The 632-nt window shown below is 65.7% G+C and carries 1 pseudogene; it reads left to right on the forward strand.

What is annotated here, in order from left to right:
* Positions 1-300 (forward strand): annotated as a pseudogene (locus tag A9310_RS24900) (hypothetical protein); the annotation flags it as partial.
* Positions 301-632: the final 332 nt, after the last annotated feature.

Genomic DNA, 632 nt, shown 5'->3' on the forward strand with positions numbered 1-632 from the left:
TGGTCGGCCAACCCCGGACGCCATCGACTCACCCGGTCTGGCCCCGGACGCCATCGACTCACCCGGTCTGGCAACCGCCAGATCAATGCCGCGATCCACCGCATCGCGCTGACCCAGGCACGCATGCCCGACACCCTCGGCCACGCCTATTACGAGAAGAAGAAGGCCGAAAACAAGACCCCTCGCGAGGCGATGCGCTGCCTCAAACGCCGCCTCGCCCGCGTCGTCTACAACCACCTCACCACCGACCACCACGCCCGCACCCGCAAAGCCGACAACCCAACACCCGCCGCCGCTTGACATAGGAGCTATGAGCCGGCACCGAGCGSAGCCGCCGGGCCGAYCAAGCGACGAAGGAGCGCGTCGAGTCGAAGCCACTCGACAACCCGCGCCCCCACCGCTGGTTTCAGTGTCAGGGTTGTCTAGCCACTTCGGTGGTGGTTGGGTTCTGACCATCAGGCATCTGGCTCTACCGCTGGTTACCGCCCCTGGCTGTATTGGGCTGGTGTTGGCTCATTGTGCCGATGCCTGGTGTGTCAGGACCGGCCGGCGTGACTTGATAGGAGCGTGGCATCGCCCCGACTGAGATGTGTCCGCCGACCGGCCCGACTGTCGCCACTCCACTCTGACAG

The sequence above is a fragment of the Gordonia sp. UCD-TK1 genome, assembly GCF_001691435.1.
GTDB classification, from domain to species: Bacteria; Actinomycetota; Actinomycetes; order Mycobacteriales; family Mycobacteriaceae; genus Gordonia; species Gordonia hongkongensis.